The sequence below is a fragment of the Streptomyces sp. HSS9-12 genome (assembly GCF_054963655.1).
Genome location: NZ_JBUEGC010000018.1, coordinates 79,208 through 95,346, shown reverse-complemented (window position 1 = coordinate 95,346; position 16,139 = coordinate 79,208). Strand labels below are relative to the sequence as shown.

Below are 16,139 nucleotides of genomic sequence, written 5' to 3'. Positions count from 1 at the left end.
CCTGGCCAATCCGGCCGGCCCGCCGGGGGCCAGACCTGCGAGCAGCGGAGTTCCTTACCGGCGCAGCGGGGGCTCCCCCCTGCGCCCGAGGGCCGATCCCGTGGCCGTTCTCGCAGGTCAGCCGCGTACGGGGAGCCTATCCCGCGCACCCGCCCTTCGGAACCGGCCTGTCGGATTCGGCTTCGCCGCCTTCGTGCAGTCGTCTCAATGAGGCGAGGGGGCACCCCCTCCTTCATGGCTCGGCTGCCTCGTGCTCGAGCCCGATCACTCGCCGCTCGGTTGGCGGCGGAGGCGGCGAGTGCGGTGGGGCAGCACGCAGGGTGGCGATGCCGTACGGCGTGGGCACGTGCGCTACTTCCAGCTCAAGGGGCAAGCGGCGCCTCTCGCCTCTGTTCCGCAGCGGTTCTCAGACGCTTCCGATGCCGCCTCTTCGCACAGCGCCGAGCTGAGTGCGGTCGAGGCTGGCGTCGGTGAACTTCTGTGCCACCGCGCACAGTACGCGGGCCATGGTCTGGGCAGGTGGGGTCGCGGCGCGGGTCGCGGCGCGGGCGAGCAGGATGCGACGGGTGGGAGCGGGCACGTCGGAGCCGAAGGGCAGCAGGCGGACGTCGCTGCGGCGGCTGGTGAGGGCGAGTCGGGGAGCGAGGGCGATGCCGAGACCGGCCGCGACCATGGCCTGTGCCTCCTGGTAGTCGTGCGAGGCATAGGCGATACGCGGCTCGAACCCGGCCCGGCGGCAGCTGCGGCGCAGAACGTCGGCGACGGGATGGTTGTCGGCGCGGATGATCCACTCCTGATCGGCGAGGTCGCCGAGGCGCAGCGCCGGCCGGGTGCGCAGCGGGGAGTCGGCGGGCACGACCAGCACGGTCGGGTCGTCGAGAAGGTGCGTGACGGCGAGGGCGTCGTCGTCGACGCGGTTCCACTCGTAGTCCCACAGCAGCGCCTGCTCGACCTCGCCCGTGTGCAGCATCTCGCGCAGCTGGTCGAGGACTCCGGCACGTACCACGATCCGCACGCCGGGGTGACGGTGGCTGAACCGGGTGAGGGCGAGCGGCAGCAGTGAGGCGCTGGCGGTGGGGAAGGAGCCGAGCCTGAGAGTGCCCTGGTCGAGGTCGGCGAAGGACTCCAAATCGGCCTCGGCTGCGCCCAGTTCGCGGCGGATGACCCGGCCCCGCTCGGCCAGGGCGGCGCCCGCGGGGGTGGTGCGGATGCCGCGCGGCAGCCGTTCGATCAAGGGCTGTCCGGCCTCCCGTTCCAGCAGGGACATCTGCTGGGAGGCGGCGGAGGTGGTCATTCCCATGGCCTCCGCGGCGGCGGTGAGCGAGCCGCGCTCGGCGGCCTCGGTGAGCAGTAGCAGACGGCGCACGTTCAGCATGCGAAGAGTTTAGCTGAGCTAAACCGTACTGAAGGAATCTGCCATTGTGCCCAAGTCACGCGTCTGCGAAGGTCGTCGCATTCGCCGAGCGGTTCACCGGATCGCAGCATGCCCGTAACCGTCCGCCCGGCGCTCTCCTTCCCATGAGACACAGGAAGAGCCCGAAGCCGTGCACACTCCCGCGACCCTGGTACGTGGCGGCACCAGCAAGTGCTGGTTGTTCAGCCAGGTCCATGTCCCCACCGACCGCAGCGAGTTGGAGAAGCTGCTGGTCGCTGCTTATGGCTCCACCGACCCGGTGGAGCTGGACGGGGTGGGCGGAGCGACACCGACCACCTCCAAGGCCGCCGTCGTCGGCATCTCACCCGAGCCCGCCGTGGATGTCGACTACCTCTTCGCGCAGGTCGGCATCGGCACCGGCACGGTGGAGTGGACCAGCAACTGCGGCAACTGCGCCACCGGCATCGCACTGTACGCAGTAGCGAAGGGGCTGGTGCCCGTCACCGGTGACCGCACCCGCGTGGTGATGCGGAACAGCAACACCGGCGCGCTGCTGGAAGGCGTGGTGGACACCACGGGCGGCGTGGTGCACGAGTTCGGCGACCAGACCGTGCCGGGCACCCGGGCCGGCGGCGTGGCGGTCGGCCTCACCTTCCTCCGCCCGGCCGGCGGCACGACGGGCTCGCTGCTGCCCACCGGGCGGGCGGCCGACGAACTGCGGCTCGGCACCGCGGCGCCGCAGTGGGTGAGCATGGTGGACGCGGGCGCTCCCGTGGTTCTCGTGGACGCGCTCGGCGTCGGGCGCACCGGCGCCGAGACCCCGGACCAGATGCGCGCCGACGTGCCGTGGCTGCGCGCGGTCCGGCACGCGGCCGCACCGCTGATGGGACTCCTCGAGCCGGGGCAAGAGCCCGGCGACGCGGTACCCAAGGTGGGCCTGATCGGCCCCCCGGTGCCGTACACCACCACCCTGGGCGAACCCATCGCCGCCGAGGACTACGACGTCTCGGTACGCATGCTCACCATGAACGCCCCCCACCCGGCGATCGGTCTCACCTCCGCCGTCGCCGTCGCGGCCGCGGGCCTGCTGGAGGACTCCGTGGTCTCCCGGGCCGCCGCCAAAGAGCGCGGCGAATGGCTGCGCCTGGGCACCCCCGCCGGTGTCGTGGCGGTCCGCTGCTCGGACGTCCGCGACGGCGTCCCGGAGCGGGTCACCGTGCAGCGGGCCGCCCGGCTGCTCGCCGACGCCCGCATCTACGTACCGGAACGGGGAGCACGCAAGGCTTCCTGACCGGGACGCATCCCACCTCGGGCGGCCGGTCCCCAGCCGTCCACACCGGGGTAGCCTCGCGCCCTCGGGGCGCGCACTCCCGTCCCCTCCTGCACCAAGGAACAAAGATGTCTCCTGAAGTGATCTCCATAGGCGCGCTGCTGGTGATGTTCGTGATCGGCACCGTCCTGCCGATCAACCTGGGCATTCTTGCCTTCGTCGCGACCTTCGCGGTCGGCACTGCCTCGCTCGGCCTCACCGAGGACGAGATCTTCGAAGGCTTTCCGGTGAAGCTGTTCGTGACGATCGTGGGTGTCACGTATCTGTTCTCCGTCGCCCGCCGCAACGGCACCATCGACCTGCTCGTCGCGGCCGGCGTGCGGCTGGTGCGCGGGAAGGTCGCGCTCATCCCCTGGGTGCTGTTCCTGGTGGCCGCCCTGCTGACGGCGTTCGGTACGTTCACCCCGGCCGCCGTCGCGATCCTCGCGCCGATCGGCATGAACTTCGCCCACCACTACAAGCTGAACCCGCTGGTGGTCGGCATGATGGTGATCAGCGGCGGCCACGCGGGCGCGTTCTCCCCGCTCGCCGTCTCCGGTGCGCTGGTCCTCGGCCTGGTCGACAAGACTGAACTGCACGTGTCTCCCGTCGCGCTGTTCACCGCCAGCTTCGTGATCAACCTGGTGCTGTCACTGCTCACCTACGCGCTGCTGGCCAAGCGTCCTGTTCCACTGGCCGAAACAGACGACGCGACCGGAGACGACGAGGATCTCGCCGTCTCCGGCAGGCCCGACTGGCGGCAGTGGCTGACTCTGGGCTGCCTGCTCGCCCTCGTCGTCGGGGCGCTCGGCTTCCAGCTGGAGATCGGCTTCCTGGCCCTGGTCGCGGGAGCCCTACTGGCCCTGGTGGACATGAAGCGACAGGAGAAGGCGGTCGACGGCATCAGCTGGTCCACGCTGCTGCTGGTCGCCGGCATGATGACGTACATCGCGATGCTCGAGAAGGCCGGCATCATCGAGGAGATCTCCGAGCACGCCGCGGGCCTGGGCGCCCCGATCGTCGTAGCCCTGCTGCTGTGCTTCACCGTGGCCATCACCTCGGCGTTCGCCTCGTCCACCGCGATCCTCACGGCGATCATCCCCATCGCCGTGCCACTGCTGCTCTCCGGCCACCTCAACGCAGCCGGGCTGATCGCCGCCCTGGCGGTGTCCACCACGATCGTCGACACCTCCCCCTTCTCCACGAATGGTGCCCTGGTCCTGGCCAACGCCCGTGGCGTCGACGCCCGCCGCTTCTACCGCCAGGTGATCAGCTACACCGGCGGCATCGTCGCCCTCGGCCCCGTCGTCGCCTGGGGCGCCCTGGTCCTGCCCTGGTCCTAGAGCACAGGACGGCAACGAGACGTCGGCCGCCCGCTCGGCGCGGTGATCGCGCCGAGCGGGTCTGTACGGTCTTCGACATAACTCCCGGTCAGTGAAGAGCACCTGATGAGCGAAGTGGCGGCCTCCATCGAGGCGGTTGCAGAGCTCCGGCAGGTCGAACTGTCCGCGGACCTGCCGGATGCCCAGTTGATCGGGCAGTTGGTCGACCAGGCCCGCGTGCGGGAGTCCACCCTGGAAGCAGCCTGCGCTGCTCGCCCCGCTAGGTGATACAGCCGGAGACGTTGCCGATATGCGCTCTCATGCTCTCCAAGAACGATGCGGGCCGCGCAGCATTCCACCCGATGTAATAGTTCCTGTACTAGACTGACCTACATGAAGTCTCCTCGCCCCGGTGGCACGGAGAACATCTCCGTCTCGATGCCCTCGGAACTCCTCGGCGCTCTGCGCACGCGCACCGGCAAGCGCGGCCTGTCCGCGTACGTGACCGCGGCCGTCCGGCATCAGCTGGCGATGGACGGCCTCGCCGAGATCGTGGCCGCGTACGAAGCCGAGCACGAACCGCTGAGCGAGGCCGAGGTACAGGCTGCGCAGCGCGAACTGTTCGGTGACGCACCGGCGCCGTACGCGTCCGGCGACAGCGCCGCATGAAGACACCCGCGGCCAGGTCCCTGGTTCTGGACTCCCAAGCCCTGTCGCTGCTCCTGCGCAACGACCGCCAGATGGTCACCCGGATCGAGGCCGCCCGGCGCGTAGCGGTGCCCGTCCTCGTGTCGGCCCTGACAGTGGTGGAGGCCGTCTACGGGAAGACGGATACCGCCCGGCTGCGCTGGGTGCTTTCCCGGCTCCAGGTCCAGGAGGTCAGCCAGGCGGACAGTCTCACCGCGGTGCAGTTGCTGAGCGACACAGGCGGCCTGCACGGCCACAAGTACGCCATCGACGCTCTCGTGGCCGCGATGGCGCTCCGCTCCCCGGCGCCCGTGCTTGTGCTGACCTCGGACCGCGACGACTGGTCGAAACTGTGCGGCGACCGCGTACAGATCAAGGACGTCTGAACCTGGCGCCAGAGGTTCCCGGGTCGCCCGATAGTCAGACCGTTGTTCGGTCTGGTCAGGGCTGCCCAGGGTGACCTTCAGGCTGGCGCGGAGCGCCGCCGAAGGCGCCCCTGACCGACCGGACCAGCCTCACACTCGATCATCGGCAGATGGCCAACTCCCGCAGACATGGCGGCGACGATACCTTCACCCTCCTTGCGGGGTCGGGCCAGTCGGGGTCCAGCGTTTCCATGAGGACGAGGGCCGGTCGCCACACCCGGCCGAGACTGGCGGGGTCACATCCACGGACGGGACCCCTAAGGATCGCTGGAGAGGCGTCCGGCAGCCGGGCCGGGAGAGGGGCGCCGGCCAGGCCGCGCGACTTCCCGCGCCCCGTCTCCGTTGCCTCGCGTCCACTGAGCGTCCACCGGATCTCGCATTCCGGCTCCGCTGCGTAACCTCCAGCAGACAAGCATGTGTTGCATTACCGCAGGTCAGGACCTTGGTCGGGGCAACCACGCACCCGCTGTGGCACCCCAAACGGTACTTGCGAGCAGCGGATTCTCCCCCGGCGACCCCGAGTCGTCACTCAGAGCCACCAAAGTGACGTTTCTGCAGGTCAAAGCACATTACTGGTGGGGCGGGTGGGACTCGAACCCACGACCGACGGATTATGAGTCCGCTGCTCTAACCGGCTGAGCTACCGCCCCGTATCGGCGCGTCGCGCACACTTGTGCGCGCCGTCTGCCGCAGCATAGCTGCTCATAGGATCTGCCGCCCGTGTGGGCTGCGATCACCTCGTCTGGAGGACATCGATCACCGTGTCGGCGGTTCCCGGCTCCATGACGCCATGAAAAAAGGCCCCGCTGGACCGGGGCCTTGTCATGGGCTCCCCCGACTGGACTCGAACCAGTAACCTGCCGGTTAACAGCCGGCTGCTCTGCCAATTGAGCTACAGGGGACTGCTCGCTCGGATCCGCCCGACCGGTTTCCCGGGGGCGCTCCCTCGCTGCGAGCAATACATTAGCGCATGCCAGGGGGTGCTCCGAAATCGGTATTCGCGCAGGCTCCCGCCGGGGGCCAACCTGGCGGGACGGGCGCCCCCGTACGCGTCGATCGAAGGGTGGTAGCCATGCGGTACCGGCTCACGTTCCTCGCCGGAGTGGCCGTCGGTTACGTGCTGGGTGCGCGCGCCGGCCGGGAGCGGTACGAACAACTGCGCAAGACCGCGCGGGAGGTCGCGCAGAACCCGGCCGTCCGCAATACGGCCGAGGCCGCGGTGCACAGCGGCCGTGAGCTCGCCGTGAAGGTGAGCGCCAAGCTGGGCACGCGCCTGCCGGACTCGGTGACCGACCGCGTTCGCTCCCTGCGGAATCAGCGCGGAGCGGAGGAGGAAGACGAGTGGGGCACGAGTAACACCTGAGGCCCCCGCGGCGGCGGCGCGGCGCGGCACCGTGAGGCCGCGGGTGCCGCGGCCGCCCACTCTCGCGGGCCCCGTGGGGGCCGACCCCTCATCGGGACGCTCGGGCCGGCACCTGGGCCAGACGTCCGGCAAGCTCGTCGCCGCCTCAGTCAACGCTGCCTCCTCCCAGCCGACGCGGGAACCGAGCCTGGGCCAAGCCCGGCGCCACCGCGCACCCCCGTTGGTGCGCACCCACACAGCCGCAGGGCCCCGCGAGGCCAACCACGCCTCGGGCCGCCGGGCCACAGGCGGCGCCGCCGGGCCAGGGGCGGAAATCGGCCGTGCGGCCCGTCGCTCGCCACGAGGGGTCCGGCCCTGGCCGCCCGCTCGTCCCAGAGGCAGACGGGCAGGGCTGCATACGGCCTCCGGGCTCGACGTACGGCATCATCGGGGGTCATGGGGATAGTCGCCGGGTTGGACAGTTCGTCCGACTACACACGCATCGTTGTCTGCGACTCGGACACAGGCGACGTGCTCAGGCAGGGATACGCACCGCACCCCGTCGAGGACGAGGGCGACACCGGCGGCAAACCCACCGAGATCGATCCCCAGGCCTGGCTGATATCGCTCGGCGAGGCCGCCAGCGGCGGGCTGCTGGAAGGTGTGCAGGCCATCGGAGTATCCGCACAGCAGAACGCGCTGGTGGTGCTCGACTCCGAGGGCTCCCTCATCCGCCCCGCGCTGCTGGGCAACGACAAGCGCGCGCAGTCCGCGGCCGCCGATCTCATCGATGCGCTCGGCGGGCGCCGGGCGTGGGCGGAGGCCGTCGGCTCCGTACCGTACGCGGCCCAGCCCCTGGCCAAACTGCGCTGGCTGGCCCGGACCGAGCCCGAGACCGCCGCACGCATCGCCGCCGCGCTGCAGCCGCAGGACTGGCTGGTGTGGCAGCTGCTCGGGCGGCCTTTCCGGCGGACCACCGACCGGGGCGGCGCCTCCGGCACCGGCTACTGGTCTGCGGCCACCAGCAGCTACCGCCCGGACCTGGTGGAGCTGGCGCTCGGCCGGCCGATCGATCTCCCGGACGTGCTCGGGCCGGCCGAGCCGGCCGGGACCACACCCGAGGGCCTGCTGATATCGGCCGGTACCGGCGAGACGATGGCCGCGTCCTTCGGCCTGGGCGTCGGGATCGGCGACGCCGTGGTCTCGCTCGGCGCCTCCGCGTCGATCTTCGCCGTGCACCACGAGGCCCTGGCCGACCACTCCGGCACGATCACCTCGTACGCCGACGCGACCGGGCTGCATCTGCCGGTCGTCTACACCCTCAACGCCGTACGCACCCTGCGCGGCACCGCCGAGCTGCTGGGCATGGACCTGGACGAGCTGTCGGCGCGGGCGCTGAAGTCGACACCCGGCGCGCACGGGCTGGTGATGCTGCCGTATCTGGAGGGTGAGCGGACCCCGTATCTGCCCCACACCGCCGGAACCCTCGCCGGGCTGCGGCGCGAGAGCATGAAGCCCGAGCATCTGGCGCGGGCTGCGTTCGAGGGGATGCTGTGCGGGCTCGCGGACGCGCTGGATGTGCTGCGCGCGCGAGGCGTCGCGGTCCAGCGGGTGTTCCTGCTGGGGGCGGCCGCCGAGCTGCCCGCCGTGCAGGCGATCGCGCCGGGTGTACTGGGCGCGCGGATCGTCGTGCCGCAACCCGCGGACTATGCGGCAGTGGGCGCGGCCCGGCAGGCGGCCTGGGCCCTCGGCGTGACGCAGGGGACGCTGTCGCCTCAGCAGCCGCCGCTCTGGCAGGGCGCCGCGTCCCAGGTGTTCGAGCCGGGCGATGAGCTGGCCGTCGGTCAGGCCGTACGGCAGCAGTACGCGGCGGTGCGCGACCAGACCCACCCGGACGCGTTCGCGACACTCTGAACCCGCTGCGTAGGAGGAATGCAAGAGTCTGTTCCGCTTGCGCTGAGGGCGAAGCGGCAATTTACGGGCGTGCAGCGGCACCGGGTGGCGCAATGGGGGAATATGGAATGTCGCCGCGCTCACGCGCGTTCCAGCCCAAGTCGCCTCCCCCACAGGCGAGTTGCGCCACCACCCGGCTTTGCCGAAATGCGGTTGCGCCTCGCAGCCACGGGGCGACAATTCCGATGCGCCACGACTCCTTTCCACCGAAGCCCTCATCGCCGCACCGGCCCCCGCCGCGCCGACCGAAAGACTCCCGCGTGCTGATCCGTCTCCTGCGCCCCTGCCTCCGACCGTACAAACGGGCCATCGCCCTGCTCGTCGTGCTGCAGTTCCTGCAGACGATGGCCACCCTCTATCTGCCCACCCTCAATGCCGACATCATTGACAACGGTGTCGTAAAAGGTGACACCGGTTACATCCTGGGGGCCGGCGGCCTGATGGTCGCCGTCACCCTGCTCCAGGTGATCTGCTCCATCGGCGCCGTGTATTTCGGCGCGCGCACCTCGATGGCCATCGGCCGCGACATCCGCGCATCCGTCTTCGAGCGTGTGCAGAGCTTCTCCGCCCGCGAGGTGGGACATTTCGGCGCGCCGTCGCTGATCACCCGGACCACCAATGACGTCCAGCAGGTGCAGATGCTGGTGCTGATGACCTGCACGCTGATGGTCTCCGCGCCCATCATGTGCGTCGGCGGCATCATCATGGCGCTCGGCCAGGACGTCCCGCTGTCGTCGCTGCTGCTGGCGATCGTGCCCGTGCTGGGCATCGTGGTCAGCCTGGTCGTACGGCGGATGCGGCCGCTGTTCCGCACCATGCAGGAGCGGCTGGACACCGTGAACCGGGTGCTGCGCGAGCAGATCACCGGCATCCGCGTCATCCGCGCTTTTGTGAAGGACGGGTACGAGCAGCGGCGCTTCCAGCAGGCCAACGACGACCTGTCGGATGTGGCGCTGCGGGCGGGCCGGTTGATGGCGCTGATGTTCCCGCTGGTGATGACGGTGGTGAATGTCAGCAGCGTGGCCGTGCTGTGGTTCGGCGCGCACCGGATCGCCGGCGGCGGCATGCAGATCGGCGCGCTGACGGCCTTTCTCTCCTATCTGATGCAGATTCTGATGTCCGTGATGATGGCCACCTTCATGTTCATGATGGTGCCGCGCGCCGAGGTCTGCGCCGAGCGAATCCAGGAGGTCCTGGACACCGAGTCGAGTGTCGTATCGCCCGCCGAACCCGTACGCCGACTGCGCCGGAATGGGCATCTTGAGCTGCGTGGCGCCGACTTCCGCTACCCGGGCGCCGAGGCGAGCGTGCTGCGCGGCGTCGATCTGATCGCCCGGCCGGGCGAGACGACCGCGGTGATCGGCTCGACGGGCAGCGGCAAGAGCACCCTGCTGGGGCTGGTGCCGCGGCTCTTCGATGTGACGGGGGGCCAGGTGCTGGTGAACGGCGTGGACGTACAGGAGCTCGACCCGGCCCTGCTGTCGGAGACTGTCGGCTACGTACCGCAGAAGCCGTATCTCTTCTCCGGGACCGTCGCGTCCAATCTGCGCTACGGCCGGCCGGACGCGACCGACGAGGAGCTGTGGCACGCCCTGGAGGTCGCACAGGCGCGGGACTTCGTGGAGCGGCTGGAAGGCGGGCTGGACGCGCCGATCGCGCAGGGCGGCACCAATGTCTCGGGCGGGCAGCGGCAGCGGCTCGCCATCGGGCGGGTACTGGTCCGCCGCCCGGAGATCTACCTCTTCGACGACTCCTTCTCGGCCCTGGACTACGCCACCGACGCCGCGCTGCGGCTGGCGCTCGCCCGCGAGACCGCCGAGGCGACCGTCGTGATCGTCGCCCAGCGGGTCAGCACCATCCGGGACGCCGACCGCATCGTGGTCCTCGACGAGGGCCAGGTCGTCGGCACCGGCACCCACCACGAACTGATGGACACCAACCCCACATACCGGGAGATCGTGCTCTCCCAGCTCACCGAGCAGGAGGCGGCATGAGCGCCCAGCAGCAGATGACTCCGCGGCGGGGCCCAGCTCCGGCCGCCGGACCGATGCGCTTCATGGGCGGCCAGCCCGCCGAGCGGTCCATGGACTTCAAGGGCTCCGGCAAGCGCCTGCTGGGCCTGATGCGCCCCGACCGGGCCCATCTGTACGCCGTGCTGGCGCTCGGCACCGCCACGGTCGCGTTCTCCGTCCTCGGCCCGAAGATCCTCGGCCACGCCACCGACCTGATCTTCTCCGGCGTCATCGGCGGCAAGCTCCCCGCCGGGACGACCAAGGAGCAGGCGGTCGAGCAGCTGCGGCAGCAGGGCCACGGCACGCTCGCCGACATGCTCGGCTCCATGCACTTCACGCCCGGCCAGGGCATCGACTTCTCGGCGGTGGGTACGGTGCTGCTCACCGTGCTCGCGGTGTACGTGGCCTCGGGGCTCTTCGGCGTCGTACAGGGCCGGCTGGCGGCGCATGTGATCCAGCGGACCGTCTTCCGGCTGCGCGAGGACGTCGAGGCGAAGCTGTCCCGGCTGCCGCTGTCGTACTTCGACCGGCAGCCGCGCGGCGAGGTGCTCAGCCGGGCGACGAACGACATCGACAACATCGGGCAGACGCTGCAGCAGACCATGGGTCAGATCATCAACTCGATGCTGATGATCGTGGGCGTGCTGGCGATGATGTTCTGGATCTCGCCGCTGCTGGCGCTGGTCGCCCTGGTCACGGTGCCGGTGTCGGTGGTCGTGGCGACGGCGGTCGGCAAGCGGGCGCAGCCGCAGTTCGTCGCCCAGTGGAAGACCACCGGCAAACTCAACGCGCACATCGAGGAGATGTACACCGGGCACTCGCTGGTCAAGGTCTTCGGCCGGCAGGAGGAGTCGGCCGCCGCCTTCCACGAGCAGAACGAGGCGCTGTTCCGGTCCGGTTTCAGGGCCCAGTTCATCTCCGGGATCATCCAGCCCGCCATGATGTTCATCGGCAACATCAACTATGTGCTGGTCGCGGTCGTGGGCGGGCTGCGGGTCGCCTCCGGTGCGCTGTCCATCGGCGATGTGCAGGCCTTCATCCAGTACTCGCGGCAGTTCAGCCAGCCGCTGACGCAGGTTGCCAGCATGTCCAACCTGGTGCAGTCGGGCGTGGCCTCCGCCGAGCGGGTCTTCGAGCTGCTCGACGCCCTCGAGCAGGATGAGGAGCCGGCCCAGCCGGCCCGCCCGCAGGAGCTGCGGGGGCGCGTCGAACTGGAGCATGTGTCCTTCCGCTACGAGCCGGACAAGCCGCTCATCGAGGACCTGTCGCTGTCCGTCGAACCGGGCCAGACGGTGGCCATTGTCGGCCCGACGGGCGCCGGCAAGACCACGCTGGTCAATCTGCTGATGCGCTTCTACGAGGTCACCGGCGGCCGGATCACCCTGGACGGCGTCGACATCGCCGCGATGTCCCGCGAGGAGCTGCGGTCCGGCATCGGCATGGTGCTGCAGGACACCTGGCTGTTCGGCGGAACGATCGCGGAGAACATCGCGTACGGCATGGAGGGGGCTGCACGCGAACGGATCGAGGAGGCGGCGCGTGCGGCACACGCCGACCGGTTCATCCGTACGCTCCCCGACGGCTACGACACGGTGATCGACGACGAGGGGACGGGGGTCAGCGCGGGCGAGAAGCAGCTGATCACCATCGCCCGGGCGTTCCTGTCCGACCCCGTGATCCTGGTGCTGGACGAGGCGACCAGCTCGGTGGACACCCGTACCGAGGTGCTCATCCAGCGGGCCATGGCGACCTTGAGCCACGGCCGTACCAGCTTCGTCATCGCGCACCGGCTCTCCACGATCCGCGACGCCGATGTGATTCTGGTGATGGAGAACGGCTCGATCGTGGAGCAGGGCACGCACAAGGAGCTGCTGGCGGCCGGGGGTGCCTATGCCCGGCTGTACGCGGCGCAGTTCGCGCAGGCCGTGGCCGAGGTCGACTCGTAGTGCTTCGTTAGTCCTGCCGATCTTGGCTGGTCGGGGGCATGGTGGAAGGGATGGGGCCAGGGGACCCGGACCGCAGCCAGGCGGCCGGGGTCCCCGAGGGGACCGGGCACCAGGAGAAGTGGCGTCTGGCCCTTGGCCTGCCTGACGCGCTCGCCGACTGGCAGTTGACCGCTGCTGTCGTGGTGGCCGACGCGGGGCCTGTCCCACGTCGCGCTGACCGGCAAGGAGGTCGCCCTACGACGCCGATGGGTTGGCGTTCGACCAGCGAGTTGGGCATCGGTTGCTCCTCCCGAACTCCTGCGGAGTCAGCTCTTGGTGAGGCCGTGCTGCTCGGCCCACTCGGCGGCCACCCGGTCCGGGTCCTTCTTGTCCTTGTCCACCAAGGCGTCCAGGCGGGCCAGGTCGTCAGTGGTCAGTGCCGTCCCGAGGCGGGCCAGGGCACGCCGCACCACGACGTCGTTCTTGCCACTGCGAATCAGGGGGACGACGTGCTGGGCGGGGATGAGGTTCTGAGGGTCGGCGAGCGGGACCCAGCCGTTCTCCTCGATGTCGACGTCGGTGCTGAAGAGGTTCGCGACGTCGACCTGGCCCTTCTTCAGCGCGCCCTTGACCAAAGGCCCGGAGGCGTCCAGGGCCTTGAACTCGCGGAAGGTGACGCCGTACACCTCCTTCAGCCCGACCAGCCCCACCACCCGCGTCTTGTCTTCGGCGGGGCCGCCGAAGACCAGGTCGCCGTCGTACTTCCGGAGGTCGGCCATGCTGCGCAGGCCGCGTTTCTCAGCGGTTTCACGGGTGACGGCGAAGACGTCCTTGTCCTCGGCGGCGGCGTAGGGCAGTGCCTCGATGCCGTTCGGGAGAGCGACGGTGAGCGCGTTCTGCAAGTCGCCGGCCTCCGTTTCCTTCGCCTTGTCGTCGAGGTGGAGAAGGAGGCTGCCCTGGTACTCGGGAAGCAGGTCGATGTCGCCGCCGCGCAGCGCCGGGACGACGATCTCGCGTGAGCCGAGGTTGGGCCTGACGGTGACCTTGACGCCCGCGGCGCGGAGGACTTCGGCGTACAGATAGCCGAGTATCTGGTTCTCGGTGAAGTTCGCGGTGCCGATGACGAGGCCGCCGGCGCTGCTGCCGCCCTCGTCGCCGGTGCCGCCCTGCTCCTTGAGAGAGGTGATGCCGCTGCCGCAGGAGGCGAGGGCGGGGACGGCCGCGGCGGCGAGCAGGCCGCCGATCAGGTTCCTGCGCTTCATGGGGTGAGGCTGCATGTGAATCTCCTGGGATGGTCAGCGGGCGGCGGCCGGGCGGTGGCGGAAGAGCGCGCGGTGCAGTGCGGCGAGAGCCAGGTCGAGGGCGACGGCCATCAGGGCGACCAGCACCGCGCCGCCGAGGACCTGCACCAGGTCGCGCTGGGCCAGTCCGTCGAAGACGTACCGGCCGAGCCCGCCGAAGCTGACGTACGCGGCGATGGTGGCGGTGGCCACGACCTGGACGACGGCGAGCCGGATGCCCGTCATGATCAGGGGGAGGGCGAGGGGGAGTTCGACCTGCCGGAGGACCTGGTGGCCGCGCATGCCCTGGCCGCGGGCGGCGTCCTTCACCTCCGGGTCGATCGCGGCCATCCCGGCGTAGGTGTTCGTGACGATGGCCGGGATGGCGAGGGCCACAAGTGAGACGTACACCGGCCACAGGGACAGGCCGCTGGCCAGGAAGACCAGAGTGACCAGCCCGACGGTGGGCAGGGCGCGGCCGAAGCCTGCGAGGTTGATGGCGAGGAAGGCGCCGCGGCCGGTGTGGCCGATGAGCAGGCCGACCGGGAGGGCGATGACGGCCGCGACGAGGGTGGCCAGCAGCGAGTACTGGAGGTGTTCCAGGAGGCGGGCGGCGATGCCCTCCGGGCCGGCCCACTGGTCGCCGCTGACCAGCCAGCGCGCGAGGTTCTGGAGGAGTTCGAGCACGGCTCAGGCTCCCTTCCGGCGGCGGTTCCAGGGCGTCAGCACGTACTGGGCGGCGACCAGAGCGGCGTCCGCGACCAGCGCCAGCAGCAGGGTCAGGGCGACGCCGACCGCCACCGGGGTGGGGAAGTTGCGCTGGAAGCCGTCGGTGAAGAGCTGGCCGAGGCCGCCGTAGCCGATGTAACTGGCGACGCTGACCAGCGAGATGGACATGACCGTCGCGACCCGGACCCCGGCCATGATGACGGGAAGGGCGAGCGGGAGTTCTACGGTGAGGAGGGTCCGCAGCGGACGTGAGCCCATGGCGATGGATGCCTCGCGGGCCTTGGAGGGGACGGCGTCCAGCCCTTCGACAGTGTTCCGCAGCAGGACGACCAGGGTGTAGACGGTGAGGCCGGTGATCGCGCTGGCGCGGGTGAGGCCGGTGACCGGCAGCAGGAGCACGAAGATCGCGAGGGAGGGAATGGTGAACAGGACGCCGGAGATGCTGAGGATCAGTCCGCGCAGAGGCCCTATGCGGTGGGCCAGTACGGCCAGTGGCAGGGCGATCAGCAGTCCGAAGAAGACCGCGGAGCCGGCCGTGTAGAGATGATCGAGGGTGAGGGCGGTCAGTTGGGCCGCGTGGTCGGGTATCCACGCCCATTCGATGGTCATACGACGGCGTCCTCCGGTGCGGGGACGGAAGCGGCCTCGGCGTGCCACCGGCCGGCGTGCTCATGGATCTCCTGGCGGGAGGTCACTCCGGTGAGGACCCCGTGTGCGTCCACCCGGGCGATGAGCCCGGCGGGCGAGGCCACCGACTCGTTGAGCGCGGACAGCAGGGAATCGGTGTCGCGCAGCGGCCGTACGGGGAGCGTGGGGAGGTCCGCGACGGTGCCGCCGGCCCGCAGTTCCTCGGTGTCGAGCCAGCCCAGGGGCTCGCCGCGCTCGGAGGTGAGGAGCCGCCAGCGGCCTACGCCCTCCCGGGCCTTGGAGGAGGAATCGCCGGTGCGCACCACGGGCGCGGGCCGCTGCGGGAGGTCGGCGAGGCCGGTGAGCGACAGCAGTTTCAGGCCGCGCTCGGTGCCGAGGAAGTCGGCGACGAAGTCGTCGGCAGGGCGGGCGAGAAGTTCGGCGGGCTCGGCGTACTGCACCAGATGCCCGCCCGTGCGGAATACGGCTATCCGGTCGCCGAGCCGTACGGCCTCGTCGATGTCATGGGTGACGAAGACGATGGTCTTGCGCAGCTCCTGCTGGAGGCGGAGCAGCTCGTCCTGGAGCAGCGTCCGTACGACGGGGTCCACCGCGCCGAAGGGCTCGTCCATCAGCAGGACGGGCGGGTCGGCGGCCAGGGCACGGGCGACTCCCACGCGCTGCTGCTGGCCGCCGGAGAGCTGGTGCGGGTAGCGCTTGCCCGCCTCGGCCTGGAGGCCCACCAGCTCCAGCAGCTCGGCCGCCCGGGCGCGGGCCTTGCGACGGCCCCAGCCGAGCAGCAGGGGCACAGTGGCGACATTGTCCAGGACCGTACGGTGGGGGAAGAGACCTGCCTGTTGGATGACATAGCCGATGCCGCGCCGAAGCTCGGCGGGGTCGGCCTCGCGGATGTCTTTGCCCCGCAGGCGGACGGTGCCCGAGGTTGGTTCGATCATCCGGTTGACCATCCGGAGAGTGGTGGTCTTTCCGCATCCCGACGAGCCGACGAGGACGGTGATGCCCCCCTCGGGGAGGTCCATGGTCAGGTCATGGACCGCAGTCGTGCCGTTCGGGAACCGCTTGCTCACCGCGTCGAATTTGATCATCAGCCATCCCTTGCCGGGTCTGCATACGGTCATGCAGAGTTCTTCGT

Annotated in this window: 14 protein-coding genes, 2 tRNA genes and 1 pseudogene; 10 read left to right on the top strand and 7 right to left on the bottom strand. The window is 70.1% G+C overall.

What is annotated here, in order from left to right:
* Positions 1-406: 406 nt before the first annotated feature.
* On the bottom strand, positions 407-1,375 hold the full coding sequence (locus tag ACY34J_RS12375) for a LysR family transcriptional regulator (protein WP_462728408.1): 969 nt from the start codon (positions 1,373-1,375) through the stop codon (positions 407-409).
* 169 nt (positions 1,376-1,544) lie between these two features.
* Between ACY34J_RS12375 and ACY34J_RS12370 the strand changes: the two genes are divergently transcribed.
* The 5 genes from ACY34J_RS12370 (at position 1,545) to ACY34J_RS12350 (ending at position 5,079) form a co-directional block, all read left to right on the top strand.
* A complete protein-coding gene (locus ACY34J_RS12370) occupies positions 1,545-2,666 on the top strand; it encodes a PrpF domain-containing protein (protein WP_462728407.1) in 1,122 nt (373 codons plus the stop codon).
* Positions 2,667-2,773: 107 nt separating this feature from the next.
* Positions 2,774-4,027, top strand: a complete 1,254-nt coding sequence (locus tag ACY34J_RS12365; protein WP_462728406.1) for an SLC13 family permease — start codon at positions 2,774-2,776, stop codon at positions 4,025-4,027.
* A 105-nt stretch (positions 4,028-4,132) separates the two neighbouring features.
* Positions 4,133-4,294 (top strand): hypothetical protein, encoded by a 162-nt coding sequence (locus ACY34J_RS12360; RefSeq protein WP_462728405.1) that lies wholly within the window; start codon positions 4,133-4,135, stop codon positions 4,292-4,294.
* 105 nt (positions 4,295-4,399) lie between these two features.
* On the top strand, positions 4,400-4,675 hold the full coding sequence (locus ACY34J_RS12355; RefSeq protein WP_462728404.1) for a hypothetical protein: 276 nt from the start codon (positions 4,400-4,402) through the stop codon (positions 4,673-4,675).
* Positions 4,672-5,079, top strand: coding sequence for a type II toxin-antitoxin system VapC family toxin (locus tag ACY34J_RS12350; protein WP_462728403.1), 408 nt, complete (start codon positions 4,672-4,674; stop codon positions 5,077-5,079). Before ACY34J_RS12355 ends, ACY34J_RS12350 begins: the two co-directional genes overlap by 4 nt.
* A gap of 612 nt (positions 5,080-5,691) precedes the next feature.
* Here the strand turns inward: ACY34J_RS12350 and ACY34J_RS12345 are convergent.
* Positions 5,692-5,768 (bottom strand) — tRNA-Ile (locus tag ACY34J_RS12345).
* A gap of 179 nt (positions 5,769-5,947) precedes the next feature.
* Positions 5,948-6,020: transfer RNA gene (locus ACY34J_RS12340), tRNA-Asn, on the bottom strand.
* 170 nt (positions 6,021-6,190) lie between these two features.
* On the opposite strand from ACY34J_RS12340, the gene ACY34J_RS12335 reads away from it, so the two are divergent.
* From ACY34J_RS12335 to ACY34J_RS12315, 5 genes and pseudogenes are all read left to right on the top strand, one after another.
* A complete protein-coding gene (locus ACY34J_RS12335) occupies positions 6,191-6,481 on the top strand; it encodes a YtxH domain-containing protein (RefSeq protein WP_462728402.1) in 291 nt (96 codons plus the stop codon).
* Between the two features lie 435 nt (positions 6,482-6,916).
* On the top strand, positions 6,917-8,374 hold the full coding sequence (locus ACY34J_RS12330; protein ID WP_462728401.1) for an FGGY family carbohydrate kinase: 1,458 nt from the start codon (positions 6,917-6,919) through the stop codon (positions 8,372-8,374).
* Between the two features lie 299 nt (positions 8,375-8,673).
* Positions 8,674-10,407 (top strand): ABC transporter ATP-binding protein, encoded by a 1,734-nt coding sequence (locus ACY34J_RS12325; RefSeq protein ID WP_462728400.1) that lies wholly within the window; start codon positions 8,674-8,676, stop codon positions 10,405-10,407.
* Positions 10,404-12,371 (top strand): ABC transporter ATP-binding protein, encoded by a 1,968-nt coding sequence (locus ACY34J_RS12320; protein WP_462728399.1) that lies wholly within the window; start codon positions 10,404-10,406, stop codon positions 12,369-12,371. Before ACY34J_RS12325 ends, ACY34J_RS12320 begins: the two co-directional genes overlap by 4 nt.
* A 38-nt stretch (positions 12,372-12,409) precedes the next feature.
* Positions 12,410-12,556 (top strand): annotated as a pseudogene (locus ACY34J_RS12315) (hypothetical protein); the annotation flags it as partial.
* 120 nt (positions 12,557-12,676) lie between these two features.
* Here ACY34J_RS12315 and ACY34J_RS12310 read toward each other — a convergent pair.
* The 4 genes from ACY34J_RS12310 to ACY34J_RS12295 are packed head-to-tail and all read right to left on the bottom strand — an operon-like array spanning position 12,677 to position 16,125.
* Positions 12,677-13,612 carry an ABC transporter substrate-binding protein gene (locus ACY34J_RS12310; RefSeq protein WP_462728398.1) on the bottom strand — a complete coding sequence of 312 codons (936 nt, stop codon included), beginning with the start codon at positions 13,610-13,612 and terminating at the stop codon, positions 12,677-12,679.
* A gap of 33 nt (positions 13,613-13,645) precedes the next feature.
* On the bottom strand, positions 13,646-14,317 hold the full coding sequence (locus ACY34J_RS12305; RefSeq protein ID WP_462728397.1) for an ABC transporter permease: 672 nt from the start codon (positions 14,315-14,317) through the stop codon (positions 13,646-13,648).
* Positions 14,318-14,320: 3 nt separating this feature from the next.
* Positions 14,321-14,968 carry an ABC transporter permease gene (locus ACY34J_RS12300; protein ID WP_462728396.1) on the bottom strand — a complete coding sequence of 216 codons (648 nt, stop codon included), beginning with the start codon at positions 14,966-14,968 and terminating at the stop codon, positions 14,321-14,323.
* Complete coding sequence (locus ACY34J_RS12295) at positions 14,965-16,125, bottom strand: ABC transporter ATP-binding protein (RefSeq protein ID WP_462728395.1); 1,161 nt, start codon at positions 16,123-16,125, stop codon at positions 14,965-14,967. Before ACY34J_RS12295 ends, ACY34J_RS12300 begins: the two co-directional genes overlap by 4 nt.
* Between the last annotated feature and the right edge of the window lie 14 nt (positions 16,126-16,139).

Excerpts from the sequence above, each read along its gene's own strand:
- ACY34J_RS12375 (WP_462728408.1), bottom strand. The coding sequence starts at position 1,375 with ATGCTGAACGTGCGCCGTCTGCTACTGCTCACCGAGGCCGCCGAGCGC.
- ACY34J_RS12365 (WP_462728406.1), top strand. The coding sequence starts at position 2,774 with ATGTCTCCTGAAGTGATCTCCATAGGCGCGCTGCTGGTGATGTTCGTG.
- ACY34J_RS12360 (WP_462728405.1), top strand. The coding sequence starts at position 4,133 with ATGAGCGAAGTGGCGGCCTCCATCGAGGCGGTTGCAGAGCTCCGGCAG.
- ACY34J_RS12355 (WP_462728404.1), top strand. The coding sequence starts at position 4,400 with ATGAAGTCTCCTCGCCCCGGTGGCACGGAGAACATCTCCGTCTCGATG.
- ACY34J_RS12350 (WP_462728403.1), top strand. The coding sequence starts at position 4,672 with ATGAAGACACCCGCGGCCAGGTCCCTGGTTCTGGACTCCCAAGCCCTG.
- ACY34J_RS12335 (WP_462728402.1), top strand. The coding sequence starts at position 6,191 with ATGCGGTACCGGCTCACGTTCCTCGCCGGAGTGGCCGTCGGTTACGTG.
- ACY34J_RS12330 (WP_462728401.1), top strand. The coding sequence starts at position 6,917 with ATGGGGATAGTCGCCGGGTTGGACAGTTCGTCCGACTACACACGCATC.
- ACY34J_RS12320 (WP_462728399.1), top strand. The coding sequence starts at position 10,404 with ATGAGCGCCCAGCAGCAGATGACTCCGCGGCGGGGCCCAGCTCCGGCC.
- ACY34J_RS12310 (WP_462728398.1), bottom strand. The coding sequence starts at position 13,612 with ATGAAGCGCAGGAACCTGATCGGCGGCCTGCTCGCCGCCGCGGCCGTC.
- ACY34J_RS12300 (WP_462728396.1), bottom strand. The coding sequence starts at position 14,968 with ATGACCATCGAATGGGCGTGGATACCCGACCACGCGGCCCAACTGACC.
- ACY34J_RS12295 (WP_462728395.1), bottom strand. The coding sequence starts at position 16,125 with ATGACCGTATGCAGACCCGGCAAGGGATGGCTGATGATCAAATTCGAC.